The organism is Herbidospora sp. RD11066, assembly GCF_054661255.1.
On sequence record NZ_BAAGDO010000090.1, the window covers coordinates 1 to 293 of the forward strand.

The window sequence follows — 293 nt, forward strand, 5'->3', positions numbered from 1 at the left end:
GAGGACTTCAAGCGACGTCGCGCCACCGAGATCAAGCATGGTCGCATTTCGATGTTGGCCACCATGGGATACATCACCCCAGAGATCACTGGCAAATTCCCTGGCTACTTATCTCCATCCGCCGGTTTGAAGTTCGCCGATGTGCCTAATGGTTTGGCTGCCATCTCAAAGGTCCCAGCCGCAGGATGGGGTCAGATCTTGGCCTACATGGCTTTCTGCGAGGTCTCCCAGGAACAGACCCCAGGAAGTGCTGCGTATGCTGGAGACTTTGGAGTCAAGCGGTGCACTGCTCC

Annotated in this window: 1 protein-coding gene; it reads left to right on the forward strand. The window is 56.3% G+C overall.

Annotation, left to right across the window (positions count from 1 at the left end; genetic code table 11):
• A partial coding sequence (locus ACYQ78_RS39425; RefSeq protein ID WP_459806109.1) for a chlorophyll a/b-binding protein occupies window positions 1-293 on the forward strand: 293 nt, incomplete at both ends.